Source organism: Acetobacterium sp. UBA5834, assembly GCF_002435675.1.
Taxonomy (GTDB): Bacteria; Bacillota; Clostridia; order Eubacteriales; family Eubacteriaceae; genus Acetobacterium; species Acetobacterium wieringae.
The window spans coordinates 1-16,275 of record NZ_DJGY01000018.1 but is presented as its reverse complement, the minus strand read 5'-3'; the positions used below and the strand labels follow the sequence as shown (position 1 = coordinate 16,275).

Sequence of the window (16,275 nt, the reverse complement as noted above, 5' to 3'; positions counted from 1 at the left end):
TTATCCCTCAGTTCTGATCAGACTTGCATATTCGCCGCCTAAAGCCATTAAATCTTTGTGGGTGCCCCGTTCAACCACGGCACCACCGCTTAACACGATAATCTCGTCACAATCCCGAATTGTCGACAACCGATGGGCAACCAGAATGGTGCTGATGCCCCGACGCCGAATGTTTTCACTAACCGCAGCTTCGGTGGCGGTATCCAAGGCACTGGTGGCCTCATCCATGATCAGAATTTTCGGGTTTTTGCACAGTGCCCGGGCGATTTCCAGGCGTTGCCGCTGGCCGCCGCTCAGGTTTTTTCCACCCTCACTTAAGATGTGGTCAAAGGCATTGGGCAGGGCCAGAATATCTTCATAAATACAAGCATCTTTGGTGGCCTGGATGACATCCTCGACGGCGATGGTCTCATCCCACATGGTAATGTTATCCAGCACCGATGCTGAATACATGACGATTTCCTGGTCAACCGAACTCATTGTATTGACCCGCAGCTCAGCTGGAATCGCTTTAATATCCATGCCATCGATGCGAATTTCGCCGCTCCAGGGCTGATAAAGGGTGGTTATCATTTTGGCAATGGTCGATTTACCGCTGCCCGACGAACCCACCAAGGCAATCGAGCCGCCCGCCCGGAGTGTCAGGTTCAGGCCCTGAATAATCGGAGCCGATAAGCGGTTATAACCAAAGGTCAGATCCCGGATCTCAATCTCACCTTCCAATTGATCGCAGTCAAACCCCTCCAATGAAAGCTTTTCGGCTTCCAGGGCGACATCTTCCGGATATTTTTCAACATCATCGAGGCGTGAAATATCGGCGATCATCCCCTGCAGGGCAGCGCTGGTGCTGACCAGCTCGCTCATTGGCTGGGTAAAACCGGTCATCAGGGTGTTAAAGGCCACAAAGGTACCGATGGTCATGGCCCCCATTAAGACATATTCACTGCCGATGGTAAAAATCAGGGCCGTTAAAACACTGGTCATCAGGGTCGGCAGCACCGAAATAATCGCTTCCATCCGGCCCATTTTCTGTTCCACCGCCAGGGTTTCAGCACTGAGTCCGGCGATCCGGGTAAAAAAATTGTCTTCTTCACCAATTGATTTAATGGTTTCGATGGATTTTAGATTGACCATGATCCAGCCAATTGATTTTCCCTGATACTGCAGCAGCACCCGGTTGTTATCGGCATTTTTCTTGGCGGTGTACTGCAGCAGAAAAATATTGATTGCAGTGATGACAATCCCGATCAGAGTCAAGATGACATTATATTGAAACAGCAGAATCAGGTATAAAAAGGCCGTGACCAGATTGACCAGGATCCGGGCCAGATTGGAAGATAAGGCGGTGGCCACGGTATTGATGCTTTGCATCCGGCTGTTGATGTCCCCGGATTGGCGCTGATTAAAAAACTCCACCGGCAACCGCAGCACGTGCCGCAGATAAGCCCCGGCACTGTCGATGGCAATATAGTTCTCCATCCGCACCAGCGCATTTTCCTTCAGCCAGTTGAGGATCGCCTGGAGCACCACCGTGTTTAAGAGGATAAAAATAAAGATCAGAATATCAAATTTTTCGGTGTTGTTCAGGAAATAATCGACAAAAATTTTAGCATAATTGGCGATGATCAGACCGGGAATGACCAGCAGCACCCCCAGCACCAGGGCATAGAAAAGCGGCGACACGCCGGTTTGGGAAAGCCGTTTATAGAGGGCCTTCCAAACATTGGGTTTTTCTCCAGCTGGCGTGAACTCCGGTCCCGGGCGGGATTCAATGACGACTCCGGTAAACATCTGCCCCAGTTCCTCGTTGGTGATCACCCGTTGTCCCGAAGCCGGGTCGCACAGATAAACCTTGTCGTTCTTAAACCCTTCCAGCACTACAAAGTGACTAAAATCCCAGTGAATGATCACAGGCATTTCCATTTCTTTTAACTTATCAACGGTGCAGACAAAGCCCTGGGACTCCAGACCATAAAGCCGGGCCGTTCTGGCAATGTTCCCGGCCTTGACACCGTCCCGGGATACGCCACAATCGATCCGCAGCGTTTCCAGGGTTTCGTAGCGTCCATAATAAGCCAAAATCATCGATAGTGAAGCGACCCCGCATTCCACCGCTTCCATTTGCAATACCACCGGAACCTTGGCTATTTTAGGTAGTTTTCCATGCTCATCCCGACTTTTTTCAGTTTCTGATTTCGTCATCCGTAAGCCGCCTTTCTAGGAAATAATCAGATCAATGAGATAAAGCTGATCAGTGAAAATCGTCGCCGTACCGGAGGTTCCGGCGGTAATTTCACCGTTAAAGCCATTGTTTTCTTTGGTCCAGATATAATTCCCCTGATCATCAACCTTGGGATCAATAATAATCAGCATTTCGATGGGGCTCTCTTCATCCTGGGACAAACCACTGAGCGTAACGCTGCGGACAATCCCTCTTAAATACCCGTACTGATCACTGTTGACCGATTCCAGATCAACAAAAACCTTATCCCCCTGTTTGACGTTAACCGCCCCTTCATAGCTGGAATAGGCCTGAACCACCACCGTGGTGTCTTCATTCTCCCGTTTGACAATTTTGCCCAGGGTCGAGTTTTTGGGAATATATGCCCCATCCTGAAAATTCAGATCGGAGATCACACCACTTTCCATGGCCACAATCATGGTTTGCCGTTTCACCAGACTTTTTTGCTGATCGGTCAAGACAGCGCCATTATTGATCGATGTTGCCGTTGCTTCGGTGGTCAATACCCCCAGCAAATCCCCCCGGGTGACATAATCGCCATTGGAGACGGCCAGTTGCGAGAGGATTCCTTCGTTTTCAACTACCACATCCATGGTTCCCTCACCATAGGCCACCACCGCATCGGTGGTGGTGGTAATATTAATGGGAACGGTCACAGCATAGATCATCACACCCACCAGAAAAATAATAATGCCCAATAAAATCAGCAGATTTCCCGGACCGATGACCGTCATCAGAGCTGCATGTTCACTTTTGGGAGTGCCTTTATCCGCTTTATTCCGAAAGATTGATTTATTCACCACCGTTACCTCCCCCTGTGATATTATTACGGGGCACCAATTGATCGTTTAAATAGATCTTCTGAAATACCGGTATCCCACCGATTAACCGTTTATCAAAGCTTAAGCTACCATAGACGGTCTCAAAACTGTTTTCGGCCAACACTTTTTTTATCGCCTCCGTTTCCAGACTTTGGGCCTGGTTGGCCGCATCGGCTGCCAGATGCATGGTCATATAGGCCTGGGCGGCTGGTAGATCCGGATTCTGGCCATAAGCCTGCTGATAGGTCTGAATAAATGCGGCCTCAGCACCAGCGGTGGCGGTATTGTTAAAGTAACTGGTTACCTGGATCAGGTTTTTCATACTTTGGGGAATGGTATACGCTTGAACCTCAATGTCATAACTGGCAAAGACTGGCCGGGTATTGCCGGTTTTCTCCAGGTACTCATAAAGCGCTGTGATGTCATTGCCGACACAGGCACTAACAATCGCCTGAGCCCCCATACTGTCCCATTTTTTAACATAATAGCGGAAATAATCGAGATTTGGCAGATACGAAACCGCATCGACAATTTCGATTCCCATCGCATTGGCATGTTCTTCTACCTTTTGAATAAAGTCTTTGCCATAGGTATTGCCAGCGCTATGAACGACCGCAATCCGGCTGATTCCCTGAGCCGCGATGCTGCCAACCAGATCACTGGCCATGGCATCGTCGGACGGCGCACAAAGATAAGCCCCCGGATTTTGAGCCAGATTCAGTTTCGAGCTGGCAATAATCGGGGCAAAAAGCAGCTTGTTGTTCTGGTGATAAATGCTGCCCACCTTTAGCACATCGTCGGTACTGCGATGGCCGATGACAATTGGAAAACCCGGATTTTCGGCGATTCGGGTGGCCACCTCTACTGCTGTATTGGTGTTGTTCCCATCATCATTGTAGTTTACTTCGATGGCCTGATTAAGAATTCCGCCCTGATCGTTGATCTCCCGGGCGGCCAGTTCAATGCCATTTTTGAAGGATTGGCTATAATCTTCCGAGAATGGATAAACCACATCCACTGACAGTGTACTGGTTTTGGTGGTTTCTGTTGCACAGCCAAAGCAAAGCAATCCACCGCTGACTATTATAGCCAGTATCGATAATACCATCAGGTGTTTTTTCATAACCTTCTCCTTACGTTGGGATAATTCTTAGTCTAAATAAACGCTGAAAATAAAATCAGATAGCGGTCACTAAGGCTTTTTAGCGGTATGTTCAGATCCGCCGGGGTACAGTTTAGCCTGGCTACCGTTTCTGCGATGGTAAAGCGGCCAGCTCCAGCCAGAATATCAAGTTCAACCGGGCTGAAGTGATTGATATCCAGCAGCGAAAAATCCGGAATCATCTGGATCACTGCGTTATTTTTCTCCCACTCACTCAGTTCATGCCATTCTTTTAACAGGCCTTGATACTCGATCAGTTTTTGATAATAGGCCACCATAATCGGGTCTTTGGCATAGATAAATTTAAGATAGCCCGCGGCAATGCCATAGTTAAAGGCCAGCTTAAAGTCCGTGTAAATCCGTGTTTTAGGAATCAAACCCTCTTTAAACTGCTGTTTCATTTTATTAGAAACCGCCGTAATCAATCGGGAACGCGCCATGCAGATTTCCGGTAATGACAGGGCCTCGGTATGGTTGACCGGAAAATCCTCGAGGTTGGTCAGACATTCGCGATCTTCCAGCGTGATTCCAAATTTTTCGGGGTGCTGATAAATCTCGGTACCGGGCAGGGGCATAATAAAGGTAGTTGAGATGTCGAGCATCCCCGGTGCCAGCTCCAGCAGCGCCAGCACTGTCTTTGTGGTCTCAGCCAGGCTAGCAGGGCTTTCAAAGGCCCCACCAATAATATAGTTGCCAGTTAGCTGGGGTAAGCCCTCGGCGTAGCAAAGCTCGACCACTTTTTTGATATCAGCGGGGCTGGCCTGTTTACCATAGGCTCTCAGCACATCAGCCACTCCAGATTCCATCCCGATCTGCATCCGCACCATGCCGCTGTCAATCATTTCCCGGATCAGCTCGGGGTGTTTGACCAGGAATCCGGGATGGCCTTCACAAAACCAGACAAAATCATATTTTTCCCTAAGCGCTTTCAAGCCAGCTAAGATCTGCTTCAGTCTGACCGGATGGGTAGTAAAGGTATCGTCACAAAAAAACAGGTAGCGGGGGCGGGTGCTTCTTTTGAGTCGTTCTTCAATTTCAGCCAGAACATCTTCGGCCCGACGCAGCCGCAGGTTTTTGGAATTTCCGCCCTCAAAACAGAAGGCACAGCGATAGGGACAACCGCGTGCCGTAATTACTGACAACAGCGGCCGCTCCTGAAACTCAAGGACATCTTCGTTGCGGGGCCATTCATATTTGGCGAAATCCTCCAGATAGACGTAATCGGCGTTCTCATCTGACCGAAGTTCGCCCGGGATAAGCACATCTTCACCCCGAGCCCTGGCACTTAGCCAGGCTAAGAGGGTTTCTTCACCTTCGCCCTTAATAATCGCATCGGCCTGATATGTTTTTAGATCTTTTTTCGTCATATGCAGGGTTTGGGGACCACCCACCACCACATAAAAGTGCTCATGCTTTTTTAAATCACTACAAATCGCCGCCACTGCCGAACGATTATCAAAATCACAGTAGAAACAGACCGCAAAGAGGCGGTCTTTCAGATTTTTGATGGTTTTTACCACATCGGTTGTAATGCCGGTGTAGGCTTTGGCCTTAAAACCATTGGCATTGAGCTGGGCCGCCAGGGTTAAAATCCCCAGGTTTTCAATCATTTCAAAGGTTCGTCCCCGAATCATCCGTTGGGTATAAATGAGTAAAACTTCGGGTTTACTGCTTATGGTTTCCGGTATAAAATCCACTTATAACCCTCCATTTTATTCAGGGCCTGCTGGGCCTGATTGTAAAAATCAGGATTTTTGCCCAGGGGATCGAGCTTCATTCTGCCCTGCCGCAGCACTTCCTTTTTTGACAGTTTGCCATTGCAAAGTTTTAGCAGGGTATAGTCGATTTCATCCAGCACCTGATTAAATATCTGCGGCTTTTCGCCGCTGATATCAGTGTAAAGCCATAGTTCGAAGGTGCGGTGAACGACAGCATCTTCATCATTTTTTCCCAATTGAGCATGAAGAAGGTACTCCTCCGAGGCCCGCATTTTCCAGTAGGCATCGTCAATCGGAATATTTTTATAGACATAATCATTCCAGCGGGTAAAAACGCCATATTGTCGACCGAGACGATACGAATCGAGAATTACCGCTTCGGGAATTTTTCCGTCAAAGTAAATTTTACGCATTTCATTCTGTAACCGCTTATTCGCCTGCAGGCGAATCGTTGTCAGATCGGTAAAATCCAGTGTTTCGGTGCGGGACAGGGGAATATCCTCATTACAGCAGTCAATCAAATTCTCATAAATGGCCATCCCGAATTTCTCCGGATGAAGGGTAATTGGGGTTTTGGGGTAGGGCAGAAACGAAAAATAAGCGGTTTCAAACTGACCCGGGGCATTATAGAGCAGTTCCATAATCAATGACTCCGATTCGGCGATGGTTTCCCGGGTTTCATGGGGGCCGCCCAGAATAATATTGCCGGAGATCCCGTGAATCCCCGATTCAACACAGTGATTGATAACATCCACCGCCATCTTCCGGGTGATTTTTTTATTATAGCTTTTTAACACCTGGTCACTGCCGGATTCCAGCCCAAAAAAGATTTTGACAAGACCGGCATCAGCCAGATGCTTAGCCATCTCGCGATGCTTATCAATGGTCGAAATGTGAGCGCTGGCAAACCAGACAAAATCGTAGTCTGTGCGGATTTCACTTATTTCGTCACAAATCTGATCGACCCGCTTATGATCAAGGGTAAAGGTATCATCGAGAAAGTTAATATAATTAATGGCCGGGTTGCGTTTGAAGTTGGCTCTGATTTCATCCATCAAGGATGGCACAGAGTGACGGCGAACCCGTTTGGCATTGGCCCCTTCATAGCAGAAGGTACAACCAAACGGACAGCCCCGACCGGTTAAAATCGGCAGTAGGCCGAAATGCTTGTAATCATTGGTCAGGGTGATGTCGGGCCAGGGAATTGCATCAAGTTCTTCCGGCGGCTTTCGCGGCTCATTTTCCACCAGGGCGCCCGTTTCATCAGGGAACACAATTCCCTGAATCGCTTCGAGCGAACCCTTCCTGCTTATAAAATAATCCATCAGCTCCAGGATCGTCTCTTCCCCTTCACCGATACAGGCTGCTGCGATGGCGGTATCCCTTAAAAATTCAGCGTCCATCCCGGCTGTCTGCGGACCCCCAGCCAACAGAATCACCTCGGGATAGCGCTTTTTAACTTCCTGGGCAAAGGTTTTGATCCAGTGAATATTGTTAAAATCACAGTAGAAGCCGATAATTTTGGGTTTTTCCGCTGTTTCCATCAATGCGACCACATAATCCAGGGCTTCTTTGGCATACCCCTGAAACATCTCGGCCTGATAGCCCTTTTGTCTTAATAATTGGGTCAGTATATTCATCCCCAGATTACTGCCGGGAATATAACCGCTGACATAGCGGTGTGATTTGACAAGCAATATATCCATAACTTTTTCTTCCCCCTTTGAAGTGCTGACTGTAAGCATAAAGTCAACACTTCGAAGGGGCAGAACCCCTTCTTTTTACTAAGCTCGAGCGGTTTGTGTTGCTGTGAATGCGTAGTCTACGCCAACAATACTTAAGCCACCAGCAGCCTGATCCAGTTGATCATCGCTGATTGGTTGTTTTGTCTGTGCTTCTTTAAAAGCAGCATCAAATTCAGCTGCGGTACAGCTGTAACCCAATTTTGCAACCACTGCATCAAATTCTGCTTCAGTTTTAGCACCATCAAGTTGTTTTGCCAAAGCCTCATCGGTTAATACTTTTGCGGCCAATGCTTTTGCACCATCAATACTCATTTTCTTCCTCCTTTTAAAAGATTTTGGCTAAATCACAAAATGTGTCAGCCAATATTTAAAATTAAATTGATCCAGTAGATCAACTAATTTTCCATGGAATTCAGCCGGATCGTGATACGGGCCACCGAAATGTTCATATAATTCGACTTCGATCTCGGCCAGACTTCTTTTCCCGGCACAACGCAGCAGCAGCTCATACTCCAGCGGTGATAGCGCCATCCCATCCAGTTTGGGAAAGCCTTCGGTAAAGGTCATCGTGCGCCATAATTCAAAGGTGCGTTGGGGATAATCGCTGGAAAAATCCATCGATCTTTCAAAGGCCTGCCCTTCCTTTAAATACAGCACATAATAGTATTCATAGGCTCTGGGATTAGCGGCAATTTCCTCAAACCAGCGGCTGCGGATGCCATATTTCAGGGCGGCATTAAATTGCTTTTGCACCACCTCATTTTTTAACTCATGATTTTTGATTTTATTCTGCATACTTTGGCGGATCACCTTGTTGAGTTCCTGACGCATGTTCATGATCTGATCCTGGCTGCATCCTACTGGGGTGACAAAGGGATAATCATCGCCGGACAAGCGGCCCGACTGATCATGCAGTACTAAATTAAACTTCTCCGGATTATCCATGATTTCGGTACCCGGATAGGCTCTTAAAAAGCCAGTGATGATATCAATAATACCCGGAGCCCGATCGATCAGGGTTTTTATCAGGGTTGCGGTTGCCCCCGGGCTTTCCGCTGGCCCGCCGACAATAAAATTAGTGGCAATCTGGGTCAGCCCACAAGCAGCGGCGTAGGTGACAAATTCAACGATGTCATCAATCTTGACGTGCTTGTTGTAGGCATCAATAACCTGCTGATCGCCCGACTCAATCCCAATCTGCAGCCGAACCAATCCGGCATCGATCATCGTTGGCAGAATGTCCATCCAGTTTTTGATTCGGCCGACATGGCATTCGCAATACCAGACCAGGTCGCGGTCTTTGCGGATTTCCCTCATCCCCCGGCAGAATTCTTCAATCCGTTCCCGACTGAGAGTAAAGGCGTCATCCATAATAATAATGTATTTAAGTTCCGGATTGTTTTCTAAGTTGAGTTTAATTTCTTCCAGAACCAGCGGGATGCTGCGCAACCGCACCTGCTGTTTGCCGGGGCTGGGGGCGCAATAGGCGCAGTGGTAGGGACAGCCCCGACCGGTAAAGATCAGTTTGCCATAGGCGTGGTCAATATGCAGGGAAGCGTGGTAGGCTGGCAATGGGAGGGCATCCAGATCTTTGATAATTTCCGGCGGGGTGACCGTAAAAACCCCGTCCCTGATCATCGCTAGTCCGCTAATCTCACTTAATTCGCCCTCTTCTTTTAACACCGCTTTCAAGAGCAGCGGCAGTGACACTTCAGCCTCGCCTCTTAAAATATAATCGGCCTGGCTTTCTTTAAGAAATTGCCCATCCAGTGCGATGCTCTGGGGGCCGCCGACAATAACAGGGATCTCCCAGCCTTTTTTAATTTTTCGGGACAAATCAGCAATCAGCGAAACATTATCAAAATCACAGGAAAAGCCCACGGCATCCGGCTGGTTCTGTTTGACTTGCTCGATCAGATCTTCCGGTTTTCCATGAAAAACCAGGGGTTCAAAGCCCGCCGCTTCCAGGGCTCCGGCCAGATAAAAGAGCCCCAGATAGTCGTGAGCCCGGGTTTCATATTTCTTTGACACATTACAAAGGAGTATCTTCATTTTATTACCCTTTTTCTAGAACGGAACAACAAGAAGCCAGTATTTTTTATCAAAAATTTTCAGGGTTTCAATGATCCGTTCCATTAATTCATCCTGCCCCTCGCCAAATGGTTTACCAAAACGCTCATAAAGCAGCTCGGTCATCGTGGCAATGGTGCTTTTGCCGGTTGCGTATTTCATGATTTCATATTCAAAGGGTGATAGTGCCTCCCCCCACAACAGCGGATAGCCCTGGGAGAAATCAACATCCCGCCACATCTCAATTAACCGCTGGGGCCGCCAGTGCGGCAGTTCCTGGCGATCCACATCGACGATCCGACTGGCAGCCTCCCGGGCCAGCATGGTGTAGTAGGCCGTTAAGGTCGGTTTATGATGCGATATAATATTAATCCAATATTTAGGGCCATTTACCGCCAGCGCTGTTTGGTAGCATCTTAAAATATCTTCATGTGTGAGCTCCCCATCATTCAGCATGATTTTGACTTCATCGACAAAACTCTGAAGATATTCCTGATAGGCCCCCATGATCTCCCGGCGATCCATGGTTTCACTGTCCATCATCGGGTAATCAGAAATGCTGCTCAGCCCCTGCCGGTCATAAATTGTCAGGCCGTATTTTTCAGGGTGTAGGCCGATATCCGTCATCGGATAAGGCATTACGATACTGGGGGCAATTTCCATCATCCCCGGGCCCAATCGCAACAGCTTGGCTCCAAAAGCCTTATTCTTTTCAATATGTTCCCGGTTTTCAAAAGGCCCACCCACCAGCAGCGCCCCAAAGACCTGTTGCACCCCGGCATCATAGGCCGCCTTCACAACGGTTTCGACCATTTCCGGGGAAATATTTTTGCGGTAAACTTTGAGCATCTCTTTATCCACCGTTTCAATACCGATTTGCAGCCGGTTAAGACCGGCATCCACCATCGCCTTTAATACTTCCGGGCGGCGGCTTAAAGACACGACATCAGCCTCACAATAGAACTGGAAGGGCCGGATTGCCTGCAAGGCTTTGGCTTCCCGGCAAAACGCATCCAGCCATTGGGGATTAGTGACCAGGGTATCATCACAGAATTTAAAATAACTCAGCTCCGGGTATTTTTGCAGAAAATATTTCATTTCGGCGATGACGTTGGCCACACTGCGCTGTCGCATCGGCCGTTTTAAGGCCCCTTCATGGCAGAAAACACAGTGGTAGGGGCAGCCCCGGCTACTCATCAGATAGAGACTGGAAAAGTCAATCGGGGTGATGCTTTTGTCATAGGCCGGAAAGGTCAGTTCATCAAGATTTTCCACCACCGGACCTTCGCCCATATCGATACAGTCGCCGTTTTCGGCGAGATAAAAGATTCCGGCAATCCCGGCCAGGCTTTGCTGTTTTTTTAAGGCCTCCAAAACCGCCACCATCGCCAACTCGCCTTCACCCCTGACAATGGCGGTGGCTTGTGACTGGCGCAGATAGTCTTCATCCAGAGAAATTGCTTCCGGTCCGCCTATCAGCACCGGAATCCGATAGGTTTCGGTAATGGCCGCACTGACTTTTCTAACCACGTGCTTGTTTTCAAAATCCACCGAAAAGCCGATTCCACAAATTTCATGAAAGGGGTAGCGTTTCAGGTAATCGATGGTCTGATCGGGTCGGCATTCACAGACAATGGCATCATAGCCATTGGCATCAAGATAGCTGGCCAGGCCATAAATGCCCAGAAAGGCACCATTTCGGCTGAAGCCAGCGATTTCCATCCCAATTGTTGATAATTTAAAAAGTATGAACTTATTTTTCACAATGTTCTCCCCGGTTGTTTCCCGAACCTGCCACTGCTGATCGGTTGTCTGGGCGGTCAGTGCCCCCGATAAAACGCACATACCGACCTGCTCCAGTTTTTTAATCGTCTGCAACAAATGCTCTTTAAAAGCTTCAAAGTTTTCAAAACTGTGCTGATAGGCTGGGAAAAGTATTTCGGCCATCTCCAGCATGGACACTTTGCCAGAACTGTATTTTAATACTTCAAATTCAAAGGGGGAATAGACAAAGCCATTTAATACCGGAATCTCGGCCGCCAGCTCGGGGGTTAGCGACAGTAGCGCAATCCGCTGGGGATGAGTCGCAAACACCGTCTCCTCGTCATAGTCTTTGGTCAGCTTGTCACCCCGGATCCGGGCCTTGTACTGGGCATCAAAATAGGGGTAGCGGGAGTAAGCCAGTCCCTGCCACATGCCGCTGAGGCCATATTTTTCACTGAGGGCATAGCTTTTTAGAATCACTTCATCGGGAATTTCACCGTCACTGAGCATCTTGCGCATCAGCCGGGTGTTCATTTCGAAAAATTCATTCCGGGCGGCACAGATTTCTTCAATGCTCAGGGTGGCGGTTTCAATCACCGGAAAATCCCCCACTGAGGTCAGAGCCCCTTCATCCTTGACATAAATACCAAAAGCTTGGGGATTTTTGGACATCGCCGTTTCCGGGAATGGCATATAGAAAGTGCTGACCACCTCCACCATCCCGCGACCGGCTTTAATCATTTGATTGACGGTATCAAAGGTATAGTCCAGACTTTCCCGGGTTTCCAGAGCGCCGCCAATGATAATGTTGCCGACCAGCTGGGGCAGTCCGGCAGCTTGACAGATTTCAATGACCTCAAAGAGGCCTTCCCGTTTGATCTTTTTATTATAGATATCAATAATATGCTGATTACAGCTTTCAATGCCGATCTGCATCCGTACCAGCCCGGCATCGACCATCATTTTGACAATTTCCGGGTATTTAATGACGATGTTGACATGGGCATCAGCAAACCAGACAAAATCATGTTCCTTCCGCAGTTCTTTTAATTGTTCGCAAAAACTTCGCACCCGTTCCTTATCCAGAGTGAAGGTATCATCGCCGAAAAAGATGTACTTCACGTTGGGGTTTTGTTTCAGCCGACAGCGGATTTCCTGCATCACATTTGCGACACTGCGACGTCTTACATTTTTGCTGTTTCCGCCCTCATAACAAAAAGAGCAGTGGAAAGGACACCCTCGTCCTGACATGACTGCCATATGATTAATGCCCTGATGCTGGGCGGATTTAATTGTCCCGGTAATAATCGGCAGCGCATCGAGATTTTCAATGGCCGGATAAATGCCATTATCATAATAACTGCCGTCACTTCTAAGTGAACAGAGTCCCGGAATGCTCTCCCACTTTTCGATCGTTTCATTTTGCAGGGCGTGGATGGCCTCAAAAAGCGAGTATTCTCCTTCACCCCGCATAATTGCGTCAGCCTGGCTGGCACGCAAAAAATCCTCCCCTAAACCAACGGTCTGGGGGCCGCCGACTAGGACAGTGGCGCTGTAACGCCTTTTGATCTCCCGGGAAAAACTTTCAACCGCCGACTGATTCTCATAATCACAGTATAAACCGACCACGGTATTGCCATCTGAGCCAGTCGCTGCCAAAAACTCCAGCCCTTTTAACAGCTCCCCTGAAAAAACCGCCACCTCAATCCCTTTACTCGCCATCATTTCCGCCAGTGACATATGGCCAATCGGCTCAATTTGGGTGATCGAATGCGTTCGGGTTCCTCGATGAATCAGCATCAGTTTCAAGTTGATCGTTTTCACTATGTGCCTCCAGTTCAATTTATTCACTTTATTTGTATTGTATCCGCATTTTCGTAATTTTTTTATTCACAGTGTATTCTTTTTTTACGGTTTTGTCTATTGCTTTTTTGTTAAAACCACTGCACTTTTTAGCTTTTGCTGTTTTTTATAATTTCTGGCTTCCACTTCTCATTTTTTGTTAAATCACCGATCCTGATAAACGGTTCTGGCTTAATGCCATGGGCCGCAATCATTTTTTCCATCCAGATCATGTCATACCAGGTTTCCAGCTTGTAGCCACATTTAGAAAAATGACCAATGGTTTGATAGCCCAGGTGTTCATGAAAACCGATACTGCCGGGATTGGGATAGGCAATGCAAGCATAGAGATTCGTGATGTTCTGCTTTTTTAAAACTGCCTCAAGCGCCTGATAGAGCTTTTTACCCACCCCACTTTGACGGCTGTGCTGTTTAACATAGATGGTGGTTTCCACCGCCCAGTCGTAGGCCGCCCGGTTTTTAAACTCGGAAGCATAGGCATAGCCGAGGATTTCAGCTCCCCGAACGGCCACCAGATAGGGATATTTCATCATGGTTTTTTGCATGCGCTGCTTAAATTCTAAAAGCGTCGGCACGGTATATTCAAAAGTGATGGCCGTTTCCCGGACATAGGGCGCATAAATATTTAATAATGCTTGCGCATCGTCTAGCTCTGCCCAACGGATAGTGATGTCTGTGTTCATATTTATAACCTTCTTTTCTCAATATTAACTGATTTATTATATCATTATTAAAACTAACGTAAAAGAAGCCCTTCAAATTTTGTGTATGAAGGGCTTCTCTACTTTTAAAATCTACATTTTTATTCAACCGAATTTTGTTTTCAACTTTATTTTATAAAACTCTTAACCACTTCCTCCGGCATCATGGTTCGCTCGACAATTTCCGCCTCGGTCATCCCCTGGTCATAAAAACGCCGACACACCATGGCCATGCTTTCACCCACTTCAATAATATGATAATCCGGATCATAGAAGCGAATGGACCGCTGACCCCAAGCCGCTTCCTCCACATCGTGCAAATATTCAATCTCCGGAAAATTTTTTAGATGTGCTAAAAACTCATCCAGATTCTCTTCCTCAAAATAAAGTTCCATATCGTTACCCCGATAGACAATCTCTTTTTCGTCCCGATGGATAAATTTTGCCCAAAGGGCCTTATCCTGAAGCGAAAACCCGGCATTAAAAGTAATATTCTCACCAAAATCCATCACCACTTCCAAACCAAAAACATCACAATAAAAAGCCCGGGAATGATTAATATCATTCACTACCAGCATCGGTGCTTCAAATTTCATAACTACTTCCTCCTCGTTTTTTAATCATTATAGCTCCACAATCACGACACCTGTCTGTCATGTTTAACTCAATCATTGGTATTTTTTACTGATTTTTTTTGTGATCATCAAAAATTCATTTCTCAGCGCTTCCGGTTAATTAATTCGACCCCATCACCAAAACTCAGCAGCCAACTAAAAAGATTCTCCCGGCTGGAAAAACAGAATTCGAAACGAAGTTTGCCCGTTGTGGTTATCTGATAGCAATTTATCCCATATTCGTCTATGAGCCGCCATTTCATTGCGGGGTCAAAGTCTGCCACCAATTGAATCTGACTGGGCATGGCCAATTGCTCCTGGCTGTTATATTCCGGCAGATCCCGGGGTTCATAGGTTGCGTCCAGCACCTGCAAATCCCAGAGCCGGTTAAGCTTAAAGTGACGATAATCGGACCGCTCCCGACAATAGCCCCAGATGTACCAGGACGACCATTGATAAACAATCAAGTATGGTTCTATCTGTCGGCCACTTTCGCCTTTGGGTGAGTAGTAATAAAAAGCAATCATCCGCCGCTGGTCAATGGCTTGTTTGATCATTTCAAATTTTGGTGCCAACGAATTTTTGTAGTGCGAGGACAGATCAATGACAATGTGGTTAGACGGCCGGGCCGCTCCCCGATCCACTGCCAGTTTATCAATTAATTGCCGATACTGATTGGTTCCGGCCACACTGTCCAGACTTTTCAGTCCGGTCAGAATCGACTGTAGTTCTGCTGATGACAGCAGCGTTTTATCGATCTTATAACCTTCCATAATGGCAATACCGCCATTCGCTCCCTGAGTCGTTGTCAGCGGAATTCCGGCCTTGCAGATGTCTTCAATATCCCGGTTAATGGTTCGACGGGAGACCTCAAATATTTCAGCCAGGTAGGGGGCAGTTACCTGTTGCTGTTGTAGCAGGATGGATAATATTCCAATGAGTCGGTCTATTTTCATTTGCAAATCCTCTGCGATTCTTTTAAAATCTCCTCTTTCTTCTGCATTAACCTGAAAAAAGGCCCCGCAGCTCTTCTTGAGATGCACAGACCTTTACTAAAACTCATGGCTCAAAATATTCAAAAATGATTGCATCAAATTTTTTCTTGCAATACTCAATGTCATCGGTATCCTGGACTGTCCATCCAACCAATCTGCCAGTCAGCAGATGAAATAGACTAAGCCCCAGTTTACGCCGGGCATCGCCATGGTGGAAGGCCATAAAATGTGGTCGGGTGATAAAATTGGTTGCAAATGAAATGATTAGCAACCATTGCCACAATTTGACATCCAATCCCTTGAGACTTTTGCGCCCCACCGATAGCTGACCTCTGACCACATCGGGCCGGTTTTTATAAAACCACCGGACAATCAACGGCTGAAAAGATTCAACACAATATAAGCCCTCATACTGATCCAGATACTCGGCCGTTTTTGAGCACAGCTCGTTGAGATTCTTGGTGTTTTTCAGTTCGACAATCAATGGAACCTGTCCATCAACCATGCTTAGCACCTCTTCAAACAAGGGGATTTTTTCCTCCGTATTTTCGAGATTATTAGGCGTTTGCAAAACGCCACA

Annotated in this window: 11 protein-coding genes and 1 pseudogene; all 12 read right to left on the bottom strand. The window is 47.3% G+C overall.

Annotated elements, in window-relative coordinates; all coding sequences use genetic code 11:
• Positions 1–2,202: an NHLP family bacteriocin export ABC transporter peptidase/permease/ATPase subunit gene (locus tag B3F51_RS04010; RefSeq protein ID WP_070370818.1), complete on the bottom strand. Its 2,202-nt coding sequence runs from the start codon at positions 2,200–2,202 to the stop codon at positions 1–3.
• 15 nt (positions 2,203–2,217) lie between these two features.
• Positions 2,218–3,042: an HlyD family efflux transporter periplasmic adaptor subunit gene (locus tag B3F51_RS04005; protein ID WP_286945584.1), complete on the bottom strand. Its 825-nt coding sequence runs from the start codon at positions 3,040–3,042 to the stop codon at positions 2,218–2,220.
• On the bottom strand, positions 3,035–4,186 hold the full coding sequence (locus B3F51_RS04000; protein WP_286945582.1) for an ABC transporter substrate-binding protein: 1,152 nt from the start codon (positions 4,184–4,186) through the stop codon (positions 3,035–3,037). Before B3F51_RS04000 ends, B3F51_RS04005 begins: the two co-directional genes overlap by 8 nt.
• Before the next feature lie 32 nt (positions 4,187–4,218).
• Positions 4,219–5,922 (bottom strand): B12-binding domain-containing radical SAM protein, encoded by a 1,704-nt coding sequence (locus B3F51_RS03995; RefSeq protein WP_286945580.1) that lies wholly within the window; start codon positions 5,920–5,922, stop codon positions 4,219–4,221.
• Positions 5,898–7,649, bottom strand: a complete 1,752-nt coding sequence (locus tag B3F51_RS03990; protein ID WP_286945578.1) for a B12-binding domain-containing radical SAM protein — start codon at positions 7,647–7,649, stop codon at positions 5,898–5,900. Before B3F51_RS03990 ends, B3F51_RS03995 begins: the two co-directional genes overlap by 25 nt.
• Before the next feature lie 78 nt (positions 7,650–7,727).
• Entirely contained in the window at positions 7,728–8,000 is a 273-nt protein-coding gene (locus B3F51_RS03985; RefSeq protein ID WP_070370812.1) for a Nif11-like leader peptide family natural product precursor, read from the bottom strand.
• Positions 8,001–8,027: 27 nt separating this feature from the next.
• The gene (locus tag B3F51_RS03980) at positions 8,028–9,740 is read right to left on the bottom strand and encodes a B12-binding domain-containing radical SAM protein (RefSeq protein ID WP_286945577.1); all 1,713 of its coding nucleotides are present in this window, start codon (positions 9,738–9,740) and stop codon (positions 8,028–8,030) included.
• 15 nt (positions 9,741–9,755) lie between these two features.
• On the bottom strand, positions 9,756–13,346 hold the full coding sequence (locus B3F51_RS03975; protein WP_286945575.1) for a B12-binding domain-containing radical SAM protein: 3,591 nt from the start codon (positions 13,344–13,346) through the stop codon (positions 9,756–9,758).
• Between the two features lie 128 nt (positions 13,347–13,474).
• On the bottom strand, positions 13,475–14,068 hold the full coding sequence (locus B3F51_RS03970; RefSeq protein ID WP_070370809.1) for a GNAT family N-acetyltransferase: 594 nt from the start codon (positions 14,066–14,068) through the stop codon (positions 13,475–13,477).
• Positions 14,069–14,214: 146 nt separating this feature from the next.
• The gene (locus B3F51_RS03965; RefSeq protein ID WP_148638539.1) at positions 14,215–14,682 is read right to left on the bottom strand and encodes a VOC family protein; all 468 of its coding nucleotides are present in this window, start codon (positions 14,680–14,682) and stop codon (positions 14,215–14,217) included.
• 122 nt (positions 14,683–14,804) lie between these two features.
• Positions 14,805–15,656, bottom strand: coding sequence for a helix-turn-helix transcriptional regulator (locus B3F51_RS03960; protein WP_286945574.1), 852 nt, complete (start codon positions 15,654–15,656; stop codon positions 14,805–14,807).
• Positions 15,657–15,759: 103 nt separating this feature from the next.
• Positions 15,760–16,275 (bottom strand): annotated as a pseudogene (locus B3F51_RS03955) (glycerophosphodiester phosphodiesterase); the annotation flags it as partial.